This window comes from Aeromonas sp. 96A, assembly GCF_051919165.1.
GTDB classification, from domain to species: Bacteria; Pseudomonadota; Gammaproteobacteria; order Enterobacterales; family Aeromonadaceae; genus Aeromonas; species Aeromonas veronii.
Genome location: NZ_JBQBFE010000001.1, coordinates 1,721,966 through 1,738,550, shown reverse-complemented (window position 1 = coordinate 1,738,550; position 16,585 = coordinate 1,721,966). Strand labels below are relative to the sequence as shown.

Genomic DNA, 16,585 nt, shown 5'->3' with positions numbered 1-16,585 from the left:
GCCTTGCTGTTGATGGCTTAGTTGTACTGCTCTTCCATCCAGGCTTCGACGATCAGCTGCGCCGATACCCCGTCCACACTGCCTTTCTCCAGCGCGCGATAGCCGCCTCGCTCAAACAGCCGGGCGCGGGCATCTGTGGTGGTGAGTCGCTCATCCTTGAACTCCACCGGCTTGCCGAAACGGCCATGCAGCCGGTTGCCGAATTTGCGGGCCCGTACCGTGATCTCCTGATCGGTGCCATCCATGTTCAGCGGCAGGCCGACCACCAGCAGGTCTGGTTGCCACTCCTTGAGCAGCTTCTCAATCTCGTCCCAGTTGGGGATGCCGTCGTTGGCCTTGAGGGCGCGCAGAGGCTGGGCTGTGCCAGTCAGCTCCTGACCGATGGCGACGCCAATGCTCTTGGTGCCATAGTCAAAGCCCATGATGCTGCGTGATGACATAACTGATAAATCCTCGAAATAGAGAGCGGAGCGGGCCAGCCGATCAGCTGTGGCCGATGTCGCTGGAGAGGTGAACCGGGTTCACCCCTATGCTGGCGGCAGCTTGCTGCCAACGTTTGTGAATGGGGGTCTTGAACACCAGAGCCGGATTGGGGGGGATCACCAGCCAGGCGCCATCCACCAGCTCCTGCTCCAGCTGCCCGGCGCTCCAGCCGGCATAGCCAAGGGCCACCAGCCAATGGGCAGGAGCCTCGCTCGTACCCAGAGTTTCCAGAATATCCTTGGAGGTGGTCACCATCATCTCATCCCCCACCTGCAGGGTGGAGTTGAAACCGGGGCGGAAGCTGTGCAGCACGAAGCCGCGATCGGCGTGAACCGGCCCCCCTTGCAGCACCGGCTGCTTGAGTTCCGGGTTGTTGGGCGGATTGAGCTGGAGCTGGGTCAGCATGGTTTCCAGCGACATCTCCACCGGAATGTTGACGACCAGTCCCATGGCGCCCTCTTCGTTGTGCTCGCACAGATAGACCAGCGAACGCTCGAAGTAGGGATCCGTCAGGCTTGGCATGGCAAGCAGGAAGTGATTTTGCAGTGTTTGCATAGAGGCCAAATAGTGCAAAGGTATTTGAGGTCAATTATGGCAGTTGATCCCCATGGGAAAAACCGCTTTTTGGGCTGGGCGAGATCCCGCCCCTTTCCGGATTGTCTTGAAACAGAGAGGGTGGCGCCGGGCCACCCTCTCTTTTTCCGGGCTTGTCGGGGGCGGTTACCCCTCAACAGGCCGGTTAGCCTTCCTGGTGATTATTTGCCCAGCCGACGCTTGATGGCATCCATCAGCATGCCGGTGATGTGCACATCGAAGGCGGCTTCAATCTCGCGAATGCAGGTCGGGCTGGTGACGTTAATCTCGGTCAGGCGGTCGCCGATGATGTCGAGACCGACGAAGATGAGGCCCTTCTCTTTCAACGTCGGGCCCACCGCACGGGCGATGGCCCAGTCAGCTTCGCTCAGGGGGCGCGCTTCACCACGGCCACCGGCTGCCAGATTGCCACGGGTCTCGCCCTGCGCCGGAATACGGGCGAGGCAGTAAGGCACCGGTTCACCGTCCACCACCAGCACCCGCTTGTCGCCATCCTTGATAGCGGGCAGATAGGTCTGCGCCATGCAGTACTGGCTGCCGTGGGCGGTCAGGGTCTCGATAATCACGCCAACGTTGGCGTCATCCTCCTTCATGCGGAAGATGGAGGCGCCGCCCATGCCGTCCAAGGGCTTCAAGATCACGTCTTTGTGCTTCGCGTGGAAGGCGCGCAGCTTGTCGGCGCGGCGGGTCACCAGCGTGGTCGGGGTGTGCTCGGCAAACCAGGCGGTGTAGAGCTTCTCGTTGGCGTCGCGCAGGCTCTGCGGCTTGTTGACGATAAGGCAACCCTCATCCTCGGCACGCTCCAGCATGTAGGTGGCGTAGATAAATTCGGTGTCGAACGGCGGATCCTTGCGCATCAGGATCACATCGAGGTTGGAGAGGGGCTGATCCACCACCTCGCCCAGGGTGTACCAGTCGGCATAGTCATATTTGACGGTCAGCGGGCGCATGGTGCCAAAGGCGCGACCGGCTTCCATGTAGAGATCCTTCATCTCCAGATAGAAGAGATCATAGCCGCGCTTTTGCGCCTCTTCGAGCATGGCAAAGCTGGAATCTTTCTTGATGTTGATGGCCGAGATGGGGTCCATCACGATGCCGAGTTTAATGGTCATCCGCTGTTCCTTTTTAATGGCTCGATAGGGTTATAGGGTCGATTAGCGCAGCGTAATCGGCCGCTTGCGGCTGCGTCGATGCAGCCATGAGGCTGATTGATGCGGCCGATAGTATCAAGCGAGATCGCCAAAGCGGCACTGCAGCGCAGTTATCGCAGTCAGGGCGGCGGTTTCGGTGCGCAGCACCCGCGGCCCCAGCAGCATCTCTTTGAAATCTTCCTGCACGGTACGGGCGATCTCGTCGCTCGACAAGCCCCCTTCCGGGCCAATCAGCAGGCGCACGCCGTGCTCGGGAACGGGCAGGGTGTTGATGCTGTACTCGGCGCGCGGGTGCAGGTTGAGCTTGAGCTCCTTGGTCTCTTCCGCCAGCCAGGCGTCCAGCTCCATCGGCATGCGCACCTCTGGCACCACGTTGCGGCCGCACTGTTCGCAGGCGCTGATCACCACCTTCTGCCACTGTTCGCGTTTCTTCTCCAGCCGATCGGCCGGCAGCTTGACGCCGCAGCGCTCGGAGAAGAGCGGGGTGATGCAGGTGACGCCCAGCTCCACCGATTTCTGGATGGTGAAGTCCATCTTGTCGCCACGGCTGATCACCTGACCGAGGTGGATGGCCAGCGGTGACTCCACCGATTGGGCGTCACAACTGTCGATGGTCACTTCCACCGACTTCTTGCCGACGCTGGCGATGGTGGCGGGGTATTGATTGCCATCGCCATTGAACAGCTCGAGCTGCTGGCCCGGCTGCATGCGCAGTACCCGGCCGATATGGTTGGCGCCGTCTTCCGACAGGGCGATGGTCTGGCCAACTTGCAGGGTGGCCGGTTCATAGATACGTGGAATGCGCATGGCTGCTTGTCAGTCTCTTGCTTGGAAAACCTTCATATCCTGCTGCGAGGCGGCAAGCAAGGCTCACGCGGCAGAAGGGAAGGGTTTCATGATTAGGAGGGGCGATCCCCTCCCTAGTCCAATGGGGTTATTGGCACTGCTTTTCAATAAAGGGATTGGTATTGCCCTGCAGCTTGCCGATGCGGCGATTGCGCTCGCACTCCCAGCCCTCTGCCGGGTACTGCCTGTCCCAAGCTTCAAACAGTTTACGCTGTTGCGCTGCCAGACGCAGCCCATACTGCTCGCTCATGTAGAGGTAGGCGCGGGCGATCTGGCCCCGTACCGGCCCCTTGGGCGGCTGCACCCGACGATCCTTGAAATCCACCAGCATCTGGCACTGGCCGTACTGATCCGGCTTGCCGTTCCAGTCGGAGAAGCGGTAGTTGGCCCGATCGCCGTTCACCTCGCCAATTGCGGGGAAGAGGTTGTGCATGTCCCCCTCCATCTTGTTGAACTCGGGGCTCGATTTTTCGCAGTTCTTGCGACCGCCATCCTGCCAGCACTGCAGCTGGTGGCCGAACTCCCAGGCGGGGACCACGTGTTCCCACTCGATGCGGGCGGCGCGCTTGGCCTGCTTGCGCGGCTCATAGCCGCAACTGGCGAGATCCGGGCTCATTTTCTTGCCCTGATAGTCGAAGTCGCAGCCGCAGTAGAAGGTGGTCGCGTCTGGCTGGCTGCGGTAGAGCTTGACCAGATCCTGTTTGGCTTCGCGAAAGGTCTGGGCGTGCAGAGGCGTGCTGAGCAGCGGCAAACCGGCCAGCAGGGTCAGGGCGAGGGAGGAGATGAAACGCATGGGATTCCTTGCAAACGGGATGATAGAAGAACGATGGCGGGCACCCTATCACAAGAGCGCGACACCGGCTGGCTTACTGTTCGGGCTCCGGCCGTTCCCGCTCCAGCGGCTGCTTGCAGCGACGACAGTGATAGCGGGCCTCGCCACGCACCACCTTGTTGTGGCGGCGAATAGAGAGCTGATGCTGCTGGCAGTGACAGCGATAGGGGATGGTCGGCTGCGCCAGTACCGCCAGATCGAAGCTGTGGGTGGTTCTGGGCTCAAGGCCGAATACCTCCCGCATCACCGATTGCCACTGGCGGCCGTGGGGTAGCACCCGGTTTTTGCCGCGCCCGTCACCCCACAGGGCGTAAACAAGCAGATGGGCCACCTCGTGGGGCACCACCTCATCCAGAAACGCCTGCTGGTTGGCCTGATAGAGGGCAGGATTGAAGCGCAACTCCCAGGTTTGCAGCCGCGCCGATCCCGCCGCCCGGCCCCGCATATTGCAGTAGATCCGCGGGCGGGGGAAGGGGCGGCCAAGGCGCGCCTCGGCCTGCACAAAGCAGGCTTCTACGCGTTGTTGCAGCAGGGTGACAAGCTGGGCAGGAGTGGCAGACATCAACATCTCGTCAAATGGCGGATAAGCAAAAGGGGAGCCAGGCTCCCCTTTTATCACAACAGCGAGCCTTACAGGCCAGCGGCGGAACGCAGCAGTTCGGCCTTGTCGGTCTGCTCCCACGGGAACTCGTCGCGACCGAAGTGACCGTAGGCAGCGGTAGCCTGGTAGATCGGGCGCTTCAGATCCAGCATTTCGATCAGGCCATACGGGCGCAGTTCGAAGTGCTCGCGCACCAGTTTGACCAGCAGCTCTTCGGCGACCTTGGCAGTACCGAAGGTTTCGACGCTGATGGAGGTCGGCTCGGCCACGCCGATGGCGTAGGAGATCTGGATTTCACAGCGATCGGCCAGACCGGCGGCAACGATGTTTTTGGCAACGTAGCGGGCAGCGTAGGCAGCGGAGCGGTCAACCTTGGACGGATCCTTACCGGAGAAGGCGCCACCACCGTGACGGGCCATGCCGCCGTAGGTGTCGACGATGATCTTGCGACCGGTCAGACCGCAGTCACCCATCGGGCCGCCGATAACGAAACGGCCAGTCGGGTTGATGAAGTATTTGGTGTCCTTGTTGACCCACTCGGCCGGCAGCACCGGCTTGATGATCTCTTCGCGTACCGCTTCAACCAGATCTTTGTGGCTGATGGATTCGGCGTGCTGGGTAGACAGCACCACGGCATCCACACCGATGATCTTGCCTGCGTCGTCGTAGGCGAAGGTCAGCTGGCTCTTGGCATCCGGACGCAGCCACGGCAGGGTGCCGTTCTTGCGCACTTCAGCCTGACGCTTCACCAGCAGGTGAGAGTAGGTGATGGGGGCCGGCATCAGCACGTCGGTTTCATTGGTGGCGTAGCCGAACATCAGGCCCTGGTCGCCAGCGCCCTGCTCCAGCGGATCGCTGCGGTCAACGCCCTGGTTGATGTCCGGGGACTGCTTGCCGATGGCGTTCAGCACGGCGCAGGAGTCGGCATCGAAGCCCATGTCGGAGTGGGTGTAGCCGATTTCACGTACGGTATCACGCACGATCTCTTCGATATCAACCCAGGCAGAGGTGGTTACTTCGCCGGCCACCATGACCATACCGGTCTTGACCAGGGTCTCGCAGGCAACGCGTGCCTTGGTATCTTGCTTGAGGATGGCGTCCAGTACCGCATCGGAGATCTGGTCCGCAATCTTGTCGGGATGGCCTTCGGAGACCGACTCGGAAGTAAACAGCTTTGCCATGATAAGAGTCTCAGCTTGTCTGGGTTATCGCCACGGCAATAACCGGATGAATGGGATGGTGTAGAGGTATCTACATCTGGACGTCTATTTTAATTAGCGCCCCCCCTGATTGCCAGCACTATTTTGTCGCGCAGTGTCCAATGGGTCACAAGCGGTGCTCTCCTATCCCGAAAGGGATGGAAATCAAACGTTTTTCTCTGGTTGCTTTGGTCAATAGAGGGCAAGAAAAGCGATTGTCCTCCCAAAGCCACTTTATTCATCCAGATAATATTTGCACGCCGCGCGCCCTGCTGGGACAATAACGCGCCTTAATCTTGGCCATCAAATGAAGCAATCGCAGGAGATTCAGATGCCTTCTCGTAAAGAGCTTGCCAATGCCATTCGTGCATTGAGTATGGATGCCGTTCAAAAAGCCAACTCCGGTCACCCGGGCGCCCCCATGGGAATGGCGGATATCGCCGAAGTGCTGTGGCGTAGCCACCTCAGACATAACCCGAACAACCCCAAGTGGGCCGACCGCGACCGTTTCATTCTCTCCAACGGCCACGGCTCCATGCTGCTGTACTCCCTGCTGCACCTCTCCGGTTATGACCTCTCCATCGACGATCTGAAAAACTTCCGCCAACTGCACTCTCGCACCCCGGGTCACCCGGAGTACGGCTATGCACCGGGCGTTGAAACCACCACTGGCCCGCTGGGTCAGGGCATCACCAATGCCGTTGGTATGGCGATCGCCGAAAAAGCCATGGCTGAGCAGTTCAACCAGCCGGGTCACGACATCGTTGACCACTACACCTATGCCTTTATGGGCGACGGCTGCCTGATGGAAGGTATCTCCCACGAAGCGTGCTCTCTGGCAGGTACCCTGCAACTGGGCAAACTGATCGCGTTCTGGGATGACAACGGTATCTCCATCGACGGTCACGTAGAAGGCTGGTTCACCGACGACACCGTCAAGCGTTTCGAAGCCTACGGCTGGCACGTTATCCCGGCTGTTGACGGTCACAGCCCGGAAGCCATCAATGCCGCCATCGAAGCCGCCAAGGCCGAGACTGGCAAGCCGACTCTGATCTGCTGCCGCACCATCATCGGTTACGGCTCCCCGAACAAATCCGGTTCTCACGACTGCCACGGCTCACCGCTGGGCAACGACGAGATCGCCGCTGCTCGCGCCTTCCTGAAGTGGGACCACGCGCCGTTCGTTATCCCGGCCGATATCGCTGCCGAGTGGAACGCTCAGGAGAAGGGTGCTGCACTGGAAGCCGACTGGGCTGCCAAGTTCGCCGCCTATGAAGCCGCTCACCCGACTCTGGCTGCCGAATTCAAGCGCCGCACCGCTGGCGAACTGCCGGCCAACTGGGCTGCTGAATCCGCCAAGATCATCGAAACCCTGCAAGCCAACCCGGCCAAGATCGCAACCCGTAAAGCGTCCCAGAACTCTCTGGAAGCCTTCGGCAAGCTGCTGCCGGAGTTCATGGGTGGCTCCGCTGACCTGGCTCCGTCCAACCTGACCATGTGGTCCGGCTCCAAGTCTCTGACCAACGACGATGCCTCCGGCAACTACATCCACTACGGTGTACGCGAGTTCGGCATGTCCGCCATCATGAACGGTATCGCCCTGCACGGTGGTTTCATCCCCTACGGCGCTACCTTCCTGATGTTTATGGAGTATGCCCGCAACGCCCTGCGCATGGCCGCCCTGATGAAGCAGCGCGCTATCTTCGTTTACACCCACGACTCCATCGGTCTGGGTGAAGATGGCCCGACTCACCAGCCGGTTGAGCAGATCGCCTCCCTGCGTCTGACTCCGAACATGAGCACCTGGCGTCCGTGTGACCAGGTTGAATCCGCCATCGCCTGGAAACACGCCATCGAGCGTACCGACGGCCCGACCTCTCTGATCTTCTCTCGTCAGAACCTGGCCCAGATGGACCGTACTGCCCAGCAGCTGGCCGATACCGCCAAGGGTGGCTACGTGCTGAAGGATTGCGCCGGTACTCCGGAGCTGATCCTGATCGCCACCGGTTCCGAAGTGGAACTGGCTGTTGCCGCCTATGAGCAGCTGACTGCCAAGGGCCGTGCCGTGCGCGTGGTCTCTCTGCCGTCTACCGACGTGTTCGACGCCCAGTCTGCCGAGTACAAAGAGTCCGTCCTGCCGTCTTCCGTCACCAAGCGTGTGGCCATCGAAGCTGGCATCGCTGACTACTGGTACAAGTACGTCGGTTTCGGCGGCAAGATCATCGGTATGACCACCTTCGGTGAGTCCGCACCGGCCGAGCTGCTGTTCAAGGAATTCGGCTTTACCGTGGAAAACGTGGTTGCGACCGCAGAGTCCCTGTAATAGCTAATTGCTTTGTATAGAACTGAAAAGCGCCTCCCTAGGGAGGCGCTTTTTTATTAATAGTTAAAAATTTTATTTTTTACGTGATTAGCCAGTCTATCTATTTTTAGCTGCATGTATATAAAATTTTAATTTTATTAATAACTAATTATTCCAGCAGGGACTAACATTATTTTTTTGAAAGTTTTTTGTGGGGTTTCTTTAGTTTTCCAACTGATTTTATTGTGCTTTTATATGGGTTTAATTTTTGTTTTGAAAAGGTTATAATAGCGTAGATTTGTTTGTGGTGGATATATTATGGACCAAGCTGGTGGCGCTGAAGTGATTACCTTTAGCTTTACATTGATCGAGGTTATATCACTTATTACGGGTGTGGCCTCTCTTGTATTAGGTGGGTTTGCAATTTGGCTAACATTGCACCTAAAAAAAGAGTCTGATAGCGTTAACAAGGAAACAAAAGAGCTTTTGATGGATATTCGAGTTGATGCGAAATCTGTTACAAGAGGAGTGATGAGTGAAATGGAAAAATGGGGTGATTTAGGGCGGACGGTTCTAACATCAACTTCAGATAAACACTTGTTTGGTGGTGTTGATGGAAAAGATACACCGCACTCAGCTAAAAGTCATGAAAAAGTATCAACTTCTCAAGTTAGGGGTGATTCATAATGGCAAATAATTTATTCATATCTTATGATTTATATGCTCCAAATCAAGACTATACAAATTTGATTGATGAAATTAAATCATTAGGCGATTGGGCTTCCGTACAGCGGTCATTGTGGTACGTTAACTCCACTCTATCCGCTGAAGAGGCGGCGAAAAGACTTCGGGTTAAGATGGATTCTAATGATTCACTCGTTGTTATAAATACAGTGAACAATGAAGCATATTGGTATAATTTATCTGATGAAGTGGCAAAACATATCCAAAATTTTTGGAATCGATAAGATATTATGATTTTTATATGGCGTGAACTCGTAGGTTCGATTAGCGAAGCGTAATCTGACGTTCGCATTCTTTAAGACGATGCCATAAAAATAATATCCCTTCCTGTTACCAAAAAAGAGACCGGTATATGGCCGGTCTCTTTTTTATTTCAACAAACCTTACGCCTGCGGCGGGGTGCTTTCTGCGTTGGACATCACAGCATCAATTTGTACCAGGGCACCAGCGGGCAGTTCGCTGACTCCGAATACGGTGCGGGCAGGCAGATAGCTCGTAGGTTCGATTAGCGAAGCGTAATCGGACGATCGCGTTCTTTTAGACGGTGCCATAAAAATAATGCCCTTCCTGTTACCTAAAAAAGAGACCGGCATATAGCCGGTCACTTTTTATTGAGCACAACACTTACCCCTGCGGCGGGGTGCTTTCAGCACTGGACATCGCCACATCCCACCTCGGCCTGCTTCACGATGGGCTTTATCAATCTGACGACAACGGCGCCATGGTTAATACCAGCTTGCCGATATGGCGGCCTGAATCCAGCAAATGGTGGGCGGCGGCGGCCTCATGCAGCGGGAAGGTCTGGTAAACCTGTGGTTTGACCTCGCCCCTTTCGATAAATGGCCAGACATGAGTTTGCAGCTGGGCGATCAGATCGGCTTTTTCCTGCGGAGTACGCGAGCGCAGGGTAGAGCCGATATGGGTCAGCCGCTTTTGCAGCATGGGAAACAGATCCAGATTGGGGGCGGCGCCCGCAATAATGCCGATCTGGACTATGCGGCCATTGATGGCGGCCGCCGCATAGTTGCGCGCGACATACTCCCCGCCAATGATATCGAGAATGATGTCGGCGCCATGGCCATCGGTGGCGGCATGCACGGCCTCGACAAAATCTTCCTCCTTGTAGAGCACGGCCACATCCGCGCCCAGCTTGATGCTGGCGGCCTGCTGCTCGGGTGAGCCGACCGTGGTGATGATTTTGGCGGCGCCAAATGCCTTGGCCAGCATGGTGGCGGTCGTGCCGATGCCGGAGGCACCGCCATGGATCAAGATAATGTCTCCCTTTTTAAACTGACCCCGTTCAAACATATTTGACCAGACCGTCATAAAGGTTTCCGGCAGCGCCGCGGCTTCGACAAAGCTCAATCCGGGCGGCAGGGGCAGGACATTGCTCTGGTGGGCGACGCTGTACTCGGCATAGCCGCCACCCGAAATCAGCGCGGCTACCTTGTCGCCAACCTTGAGATGGGTCACCAGCTCCCCCTTGGCGACCACGACCCCAGCAACCTCCAGCCCGGGAATATCCGATGCTCCTGCCGGAGGCGGGTAGAGCCCTTTGCGCTGCATCACATCCGGCCCATTGATGCCGGTCGCATAGTGCCGGATCAAGACCTCATCGGGCTTGGGCGCTGGTGTGGCGCGGGTGGTCAGTTGCAAGACATCGGGGCCACCGGGCTGGGTAATCTCTACCGCGCTCATGGTGGCGGGAATGGAATAGGCGTTATGCATCAGCGGCTCCTTGTAACGAGGTGATATGCGGTTCCCCGGATGGGATGAGCACCAAGATAGTGGAGATTACTGATGAATAAACGCAGTATTATCCCTTATCTGTAATGCAAAAATGCATTTCAACCGGGAGTCGTGATGAACTGGGATGATGCGAAAATTTTTCTGGCGTTGCATCGGGAAGGGAGCCTGCGAGGCGCCGCCCGTGTGGTCGGGGTCGATCAGGCCACCATTGGCAGACGGATTGCCGCACTGGAGCATCGTCTGGCGGCCACGCTGTTTCTCCGTACATCCAAAGGGTATGTGCTGACTCATGTCGGAGAGATAGTGCTGGCCAGCGCCCAGCAGATGGAGCTGGCGGCCATTGATTTTGTGCGGGCGGCGCAAGGGGTCGACAACCGTCTGGTCGGTGAGGTCAGCGTGGCGACCACAGACACCCTGGGGATGGATTTTCTGATACCGGCCCTGACCGAGCTGCATCAGCGTTATCCCGATATCAGGGTCATCCTCAATACCTCGACCCAGGTGGTCAATCTGTCCCTGCGGGAAGCGGATATCGCGATCCGGACGGTGAAGCCGGACAATCCTGACCTGATTATCCGCAAGCTGGCCTCCTGGCCGGTCGGGTTGTATGCCTCCGCCGACTATCTGGCTCGCCATGGCATTCCCGAAGCGGGCACCGGTTTTGCGGGCCATTCGCTGGTGGTGTATGAGCCCCACTGGCAGAGCGCTCGCTCGCCAATGATGCTCGAAGAGGCGGCCGAGGGGGCCACGGTCGCCGCGGGGGTCAATACCAGCCTGATGCTGCGTCAGGCCCTGTTGATGGGGTTGGGGCTTGGCGAGGTAGCGGTTCCGCTTGCCGAGCAAGCCGGGTTGGTGCGGGTCTGGCCCGAGCGGCAGTTACAGCAATCCTACGATGTCTGGCTGGTGACCCATCAGGATGTGCAGCATGCCGCGCGGGTCAGGGCGGTCATGGATGCCATCGTCAGGGCATTTGCCGCGATGGCCTAAGTCTGGCGGGGATTCTGTTCAGGTTTTGTCGCAGCGTGGTCACACCTCTTGCCATAGTCATAGCGGTTGAGGGAAAACCCTCATTTACTTGGTCTCTGACAGTCAATACTGTGAGACCGAGTCCACCACTACTGGAGCCTGACCCATGACCGATATGCTTGTTGACGATAAACAACCGACCCCGGATCCGGCAGAGCAGAATGCCTTCTTCCCATCGCCCTACTCCCTGAGCCAGTTCACCTCGCGCAAATCTGACCTTGCCGGGGCTGACTATCCCGCTCCCTATCGGGAGGGGCGCTGGAAGATCCTGCTGATCGGGGCCGATGAGCGTTATCTGCCCACCGACAACGGCACCCTGTTTTCCACCGGCAACCATCCGGTCGAAACCCTGCTGCCCATGTATCACCTCGACAAGGCGGGCTTTGCCTTTGATGTGGCCACCCTCTCCGGCAATCCGGTCAAGTTCGAGTGGTGGGCCATGCCCGGTGAAGATGAAGAGGTGCTGGGCCTCTATGCCAAATATCAGGCGCAGTTCCGCCAACCGGCCAAGCTGGCCGATCTGCTGAAAGAGGCGCTGGCCGCCAACTCGGACTATATCGGCGTCTTTATTCCCGGCGGCCACGGCGCCCTGATGGGGCTGCCGGAGAGTGCCGAGGTAAAAGCGCTGCTGGAGTGGGCGATGGCCAACGATCGCTTCATCATCTCCCTCTGTCACGGGCCTGCTGCGCTGCTGGCGGTGGCCAATCCAGAGACCTTCGCGGGCTACAAGATCTGCGCTTTTCCCGATGAGCTGGATGCCCAGACCCCGGCAATTGGCTATATGCCTGGCCACCTCACCTGGAAGTTTGGCGAGAAGCTCAAAGAGATTGGCTTTGAGATCGTCAACAACGGCATCTCGGGAGAGGTGTGCCGGGATCGCAATCTGCTGACCGGTGACAGCCCGCTGGCGGGCAATAACCTCGGCAAGCTGGCCGCTACCACCTTGCTGGAGGCGGTTGCCAAGCGATGAGGTTGTCGTCATCGCCAGCGAATGCGTTGCAGATCGCGGTGGCGCTGGAAGGGTGTCAGCGGCTGGAGGAGATCCAGCAACTGGTGCGCGCCTTTGCCACCCCGCTGGGGTATCACCGCTTTGCGCTCTTCTCCATCAGTGCCAGCGAGGAGGGGGTGGTCGAGCATCTCTACTGGCTGGAGGGGGAGTGGCTGGAGAGCGGCGAGGCGGTCGACCTGCATGCCTATATGCGCGAGTGCCCGATGGCGATGCATATCAGGGAGCGAGACCAGCCCTTCTTCTGGAGCAAAACGGTTGGCGCTGCTGGCGAGCAGTACCGTATCGTTCGCCAGCCTGAGGGGCCTGGCCGACATGGCTTGCAGGTTCCCGTCTATGGGCCGTTGGGACTGGAAGGGGCGATGAGCTTTGGCGGCGATCAGATCGATGCCAGTGCCCACACTCGGGTTGGCCTTGCGCTGATCGCGGCGGCGGCTTTTCATGCAGCTCGTCGCCTGATGGAGATGCCGGTAGCGGGTCACGAGCGTGGCCTCACTGGGCGCGAGCGCGAAGTGCTGGAGTGGGTCTCCCGGGGTTGGCGCCATGCCGATATCGCCACCACCCTGAAACTCTCGGTGCGCACGGTCGAGAACCATCTGCGCAGTGCTCGCCGTCGACTGGGGGTGGCCACTACCGCAGAGGCGGTCAGAGTGGCGATCAGGAACCGCGATATCGAGGGTTGAGGAGTCATCCCTTTGTCAGGCATGTAAAAAGAGACCGGCCATCAGCCGGTCTCATTTTTTATTGAGCGTAACCCTTACGCCTGCGGCGGGGTGCTTTCGGCGTTGGACATCACCGCATCGATTTGCACCAGGGCGCCAGCGGGCAGTTCGCTTACCCCGAATACGGTGCGGGCAGGCAGATAACCCGGGAAATATTTGGTGTAGACGGCGTTGACCGCATCCAGGTCCGCGATATTGCCGAGCTGGATATTGACCTTGACGATATCGTCCATCACATGGCCGATGCTCTCCACAATCGCCTTGATATTGCTCAGGCACTGGGCGGTCTGCTCCTTGATGCAGCCAGCCAGGATCTTGCCGGTGGCGGGGTCTATCGGCAGTTGGGCAGAGAGATGGTTGTAGTGGGAGAAGGCGACGGTCTGGGTGTGCAGCGGGCTTCTCGGCGCTTTGTCGGTATTGCGGGCACGGATCACCAGATTGTGTCTGTCTTCCACCAGTTGCGGCGGGGTGCCGTCACCGTGGGAGATGACCGCATCCATTTGCACTAGCGCCCCCATGGGCAGGGCGGCGGCACTGACCACAGAGCGGGCAGGCAGATAGGCCACGGCGCGGGCGATGGCGGAGTCGGGGAAGAAGGTGGTGTAGACCTCGTTGACGGCTTCCAGATCGGCCAGATCGGCCAGATAGACGGTGACCTTGACGATATCGTCAAATGGCACGTCGATGCTCTCCAGCACCGCCTTGATATTGCGCAGGCACTGGCCCGCCTGCTCCTTGATGCCACCGGCGACCAGCTGGCCCGAGGCCGCATCGACCGGCAGCTGGGCGCCGATATTGTTGTAGTGGGAGAAGGCCACGGTATGGGTGGAGAGCGGATTGTGTGGCACCTTGTCGCTATTGCGGGCGAGTTTCACCAGCGGGCAAGGATCTTGTGGGAAGGTACCTTCGCCGTTGGAGATGATGGCATCGATCTGCACCAGCGCGCCCAGCGGCAGAGCGGCGACGGCAAGGGTGGTGCGGGTCGGCAGATAGCCCGGGAAGAATTCGCGATAGACGGCGTTGACCGCCTCCAGATCGGCCATCTCTTTCAGGAAGATGGTCGCTTTGACCATATCGTCCATCACATGGCCGATGCTCTCGATGATTGCCTTGAGGTTGCTCAGGCACTGTCTGGCCTGCGCAGTGACATCGCCACTCACCATCTTGCCGGTGGCGGGATCGACCGGCAGCTGGGCGGAGATATTGTTGTAATGAGAAAACGCCACCGTTTGGGTGCAGGGGCCCAGATCCTGGGGTGCATGGGGGGTATTTCTTGCCGACTTGATGATGGTGCCACTCATAGATATGCCTCTTTTTAATATTTGTTGTTCATTCAGGTACAGGTTTACCCCATCTTGTTGTACGCCACGGCCACTGCGCCAGCGGCGGCATCCCCGGTTATTATTTGTGATCCACTCAATTACTGAGAGGAATAAGGGAGAAGAGGACAGGGTAGATATTTCAGACGCTGCGATTCTATGAGTGGCTATCAGGGGTTGCAAACCGCTGATTGCATTTCTATGAGATGGCTCAATGGGCGCAAATTTAAGCATATTGCTATTCAATTCACCCGAAATAGGAGCCAATTTGTGCGCAAATGGTGCCGAACCGGCGGACAGCCTTGCCCTGACTGGGTTTGCTCACCTCCTCTTCAGGATATTGGCATGTGAATAAAGGGTTAATATTATGCGCCGATGTGCAAATAATGCATATTATGGTGCATGGATATATGTTTTTAGCTCTTTTAAGGGGCTATGAAAATTCCCGTTAATATGCATATCCACCTTATTAAAGATACCTCTGGAATATAATTCACGGCTTTTGCATTCCTCTCTGTTAATGCTGATTCCGGCATACTCGATGACACCTTGCTGGCAGCCGGGATCTGTTATTAACGCCATAAAATTCTATGCCATGAATTTGCACGGCGGATCTGCCCCTGCTGCACAGGAGTGAGGAGCATGGCGTTGGCGTTGGCGTTGTCGTGACGGTGTGCGGGCGCTGTGGTGCTGGATGAGGAAGGGGAGGTGGTGGCAATCCGCTTATCTTCACGACGGTTGCATCCCCTGATGGGGGGGGTTGCCCCGCGTCGTCGATTTTTCCACTTTTTTGCGGCTTTGTCTGATCTCCCTCTTATCTGTGGCTGGTTGTGATGATAGGGATGGTTTTCAGGGCTCGGGAACAGCTCAGGTGATTTCGCAGAAATAAAGTTTAATATATTGTTTTTAAAAGGAAATGCGTCAAAAAATGGATTTATCGACCGCTTCTTATGGTTTCTTGATGAAACTGTTAATTGGTGGCGTGATTGCGAGTCAGGTCGCTTTTTTCACTCGCTATTAATCGTATGATTAATAAGGTAATCAAGGAGTCCTGACGGAAAGCATCGATGCACCGGCAGGCCATTGCCCAGGATTGGCAAGCGAGATCGCGTCGCGATCATCATTACCTGACTGTGGAGGATTTATGCTGGGTTTCGTTCTGGGCGATATGTATTGTCAAACATCTGGGCAGCGGTTACCTCCTCGCCTGGGAAAGAGCTTTCCCATTCCTGCCGATTACCGACTGCGCGGCCGGGTATCCGCCGCCATCATGACCATCGAGAGCCTGCTCGATACCCCTTATCCGCAAAAGCAGTTTCGTGATCTGGTCTTTGGCGCCTTTATCGAGCGCCAGCGTCGGCTGTTTGGCGAACATGTGATTGTGGCCCGCATGGAAGGGGAGGAGGGGCTGGAGCTGTCGATTGATCTCTCTTTTGTCAGCACCGCCGTGCCTGTGGGACTGCTGGCTATCTCTGAAGAGCTGGCCCTTGCCACGGCGCCGCGTCCCAAGAAGAGCCATTCCCACTACGAGGCGTTGTGCAAGGCGATCGACTGCATGGTGATGCTGATGTTTTATGGCAAGGTGATCCGCCAGCGTAATACGGTGTTGGAAAATATCGGCCATCAGTTTGGTTATCAGCCCGCGGCGACCCTGACGGCGCGTGTTGGCAAGGATGATTACGACGCCTTCATGGTCAATATCATGACCTGTATTGCCCACTCCAACTCGCTCAAGGAGGCGCTGGAGAATGCCAGCCGGATGGGAATTCAGGAGCCCGCTTTCTTCTGCATCGTCGGGGCGATTGCCAGCACTCTGTGGGGCGTTCCCAGACAGTGGGCGTATCAGGCTTCACAGCTGATCCATCGATCCCACCACCACTACATCCAGAATCTGCTTCGCTGTGAAACTCGTGCCGGGCGGCGCCATATCAATCTGGAGCCGCCAAAGCCCCCGCTGTTTGCACCGATCCGGCAACAGGTTGTGCGTCTGTTCAAGGGGGCACACTGATCT

The 16,585-nt window shown here is 57.7% G+C and carries 16 protein-coding genes and 1 pseudogene; 7 read left to right on the top strand and 10 right to left on the bottom strand.

Annotated elements, in window-relative coordinates; genetic code table 11:
- Window positions 1-17 precede the first annotated feature (17 nt).
- The 7 genes from ruvX to metK form a co-directional block, all read right to left on the bottom strand.
- The gene (ruvX, locus tag ACTG2W_RS07765) at window positions 18-440 is read right to left on the bottom strand and encodes a Holliday junction resolvase RuvX (protein WP_005343821.1); all 423 of its coding nucleotides are present in this window, start codon (window positions 438-440) and stop codon (window positions 18-20) included.
- Between the two features lie 43 nt (window positions 441-483).
- Window positions 484-1,038 (bottom strand): YqgE/AlgH family protein, encoded by a 555-nt coding sequence (locus ACTG2W_RS07760; protein WP_005349793.1) that lies wholly within the window; start codon window positions 1,036-1,038, stop codon window positions 484-486.
- A 200-nt stretch (window positions 1,039-1,238) separates the two neighbouring features.
- Window positions 1,239-2,189, bottom strand: a complete 951-nt coding sequence (gene gshB, locus ACTG2W_RS07755) for a glutathione synthase (RefSeq protein ID WP_106842387.1) — start codon at window positions 2,187-2,189, stop codon at window positions 1,239-1,241.
- A 114-nt stretch (window positions 2,190-2,303) separates the two neighbouring features.
- A complete protein-coding gene (gene rsmE, locus ACTG2W_RS07750) occupies window positions 2,304-3,035 on the bottom strand; it encodes a 16S rRNA (uracil(1498)-N(3))-methyltransferase (RefSeq protein ID WP_058057889.1) in 732 nt (243 codons plus the stop codon).
- Between the two features lie 127 nt (window positions 3,036-3,162).
- Window positions 3,163-3,867 (bottom strand): endonuclease, encoded by a 705-nt coding sequence (locus ACTG2W_RS07745; protein WP_106842388.1) that lies wholly within the window; start codon window positions 3,865-3,867, stop codon window positions 3,163-3,165.
- Between the two features lie 73 nt (window positions 3,868-3,940).
- Entirely contained in the window at window positions 3,941-4,468 is a 528-nt protein-coding gene (locus ACTG2W_RS07740; RefSeq protein WP_106842389.1) for a SprT family zinc-dependent metalloprotease, read from the bottom strand.
- A 68-nt stretch (window positions 4,469-4,536) separates the two neighbouring features.
- Entirely contained in the window at window positions 4,537-5,688 is a 1,152-nt protein-coding gene (gene metK, locus ACTG2W_RS07735; RefSeq protein ID WP_005338519.1) for a methionine adenosyltransferase, read from the bottom strand.
- Window positions 5,689-6,037: 349 nt separating this feature from the next.
- Here metK and tkt point away from each other — a divergent pair, with 349 nt between their 5' ends.
- The 3 genes from tkt (at window position 6,038) to ACTG2W_RS07720 (ending at window position 8,976) form a co-directional block, all read left to right on the top strand.
- On the top strand, window positions 6,038-8,029 hold the full coding sequence (gene tkt, locus ACTG2W_RS07730) for a transketolase (protein ID WP_005338517.1): 1,992 nt from the start codon (window positions 6,038-6,040) through the stop codon (window positions 8,027-8,029).
- Window positions 8,030-8,326: 297 nt separating this feature from the next.
- Window positions 8,327-8,695 (top strand): hypothetical protein, encoded by a 369-nt coding sequence (locus ACTG2W_RS07725; RefSeq protein ID WP_146142103.1) that lies wholly within the window; start codon window positions 8,327-8,329, stop codon window positions 8,693-8,695.
- On the top strand, window positions 8,695-8,976 hold the full coding sequence (locus tag ACTG2W_RS07720; RefSeq protein ID WP_106842390.1) for a hypothetical protein: 282 nt from the start codon (window positions 8,695-8,697) through the stop codon (window positions 8,974-8,976). The genes ACTG2W_RS07725 and ACTG2W_RS07720 overlap by 1 nt, the downstream gene beginning before the upstream one ends.
- Window positions 8,977-9,135: 159 nt before the next feature.
- Here ACTG2W_RS07720 and ACTG2W_RS07715 read toward each other — a convergent pair.
- Window positions 9,136-9,246 (bottom strand): annotated as a pseudogene (locus ACTG2W_RS07715) (RidA family protein); the annotation flags it as partial.
- A gap of 205 nt (window positions 9,247-9,451) precedes the next feature.
- Entirely contained in the window at window positions 9,452-10,480 is a 1,029-nt protein-coding gene (locus tag ACTG2W_RS07710; RefSeq protein WP_106842392.1) for an NAD(P)H-quinone oxidoreductase, read from the bottom strand.
- A 135-nt stretch (window positions 10,481-10,615) separates the two neighbouring features.
- On the opposite strand from ACTG2W_RS07710, the gene ACTG2W_RS07705 reads away from it, so the two are divergent.
- The 3 genes from ACTG2W_RS07705 to ACTG2W_RS07695 all read left to right on the top strand — a co-directional run bounded on the left by ACTG2W_RS07705 (window position 10,616) and on the right by ACTG2W_RS07695 (window position 13,216).
- Entirely contained in the window at window positions 10,616-11,488 is an 873-nt protein-coding gene (locus tag ACTG2W_RS07705) for a LysR family transcriptional regulator (protein ID WP_042055160.1), read from the top strand.
- 145 nt (window positions 11,489-11,633) lie between these two features.
- Window positions 11,634-12,497, top strand: a complete 864-nt coding sequence (gene hchA / locus ACTG2W_RS07700; protein WP_106842393.1) for a glyoxalase III HchA — start codon at window positions 11,634-11,636, stop codon at window positions 12,495-12,497.
- Window positions 12,494-13,216: a PA1136 family autoinducer-binding transcriptional regulator gene (locus ACTG2W_RS07695; protein WP_106842394.1), complete on the top strand. Its 723-nt coding sequence runs from the start codon at window positions 12,494-12,496 to the stop codon at window positions 13,214-13,216. Before hchA ends, ACTG2W_RS07695 begins: the two co-directional genes overlap by 4 nt.
- Window positions 13,217-13,290: 74 nt before the next feature.
- Here ACTG2W_RS07695 and ACTG2W_RS07690 read toward each other — a convergent pair whose 3' ends face one another.
- Complete coding sequence (locus ACTG2W_RS07690) at window positions 13,291-14,556, bottom strand: RidA family protein (protein WP_106842395.1); 1,266 nt, start codon at window positions 14,554-14,556, stop codon at window positions 13,291-13,293.
- 1,162 nt (window positions 14,557-15,718) lie between these two features.
- Here ACTG2W_RS07690 and ACTG2W_RS07685 point away from each other — a divergent pair.
- A complete protein-coding gene (locus tag ACTG2W_RS07685) occupies window positions 15,719-16,582 on the top strand; it encodes a hypothetical protein (RefSeq protein ID WP_106842396.1) in 864 nt (287 codons plus the stop codon).
- Window positions 16,583-16,585: the final 3 nt, after the last annotated feature.